Source organism: Oleiphilus sp. HI0043 (assembly GCF_001634935.1).
Window position 1 is genome coordinate 1 of sequence record NZ_LWEY01000670.1, and the last position, 897, is coordinate 897.

Genomic DNA, 897 nt, shown 5'->3' on the forward strand with positions numbered 1-897 from the left:
TCCTTGTTATTGTTCTGACTCTATATGGCATACATGCGTCTACTAATTAAGACTGCATTATGTCCTTTTCGATCTCAATAGCGCTTTTAAATATTGTGAAATACCACTATTCAAAGTGTGAAATAGGCCATGTTTTATGACTTTTGCTGTAATTGTCGGTAATTTATCTATTAACGTTTGAACTCAGGCTGAAACAGGCTTAAGAGATCGAGTGTACCTTGATTTTTGTATCTCCCCATCCTTTAGGAGGGTGTTAAAGTTTTAACACTATCCTTACCCTGCCGGTTACTTGACAAAAGTTGTCCTCTTTTCCTCAAGCAGGGGTCGAGCGTATCCCCCAATATGCACCTGCTTAGGGAAAGGGTTTTTTGTCAAAGAAAACAAAAATAATGGACGGAGAGACGACACATGATTATTAACTCGGTATGGGTAACCTGGCCGGCCCTGGTCAAATACGGCACACTCGGTGTAGCAGGCGCTGCACTAATAATTGGCTTGGAACGAGGTGAGCTGCTCGAGAACAATATGATCTCGACAGAAGACTTTGAACTAGCAAACGAAGGTATTGTCTGTGATGAGCGAAGCCACACCGCTCGAACAGAAGATGGTACCTGTAATATTCTGGAGAACCCGTCAGAAGGTTCTGTCCATATGCGCTTTGGACGAAACGTCGAGCTTCAAGCCGCCTTTGGTGAAACGGAAGACGGTACCTTGTTGAGCCCTAACCCGCGTGAAGTCAGTAACTCGCTGATGAAGCGTGAGCAATTTAAGCCCGCCACCAGCGTTAACTTTATTGCGGCGTCATGGATTCAATTCATGGTTCACGATTGGGTGAGCCACGGCCCTAATGCGACCGATAACGATATCGAAGTGCCTCTACCATCAGGTGACCCTTTA

The 897-nt window shown here is 45.0% G+C and carries 1 protein-coding gene; it reads left to right on the plus strand.

Annotated elements, in window-relative coordinates; translation table 11 throughout:
* Window positions 1–408: 408 nt before the first annotated feature.
* Window positions 409–897 (plus strand): peroxidase family protein (locus A3729_RS08085; protein WP_304439704.1); only part of this gene is annotated, 489 nt, incomplete at its 3' end.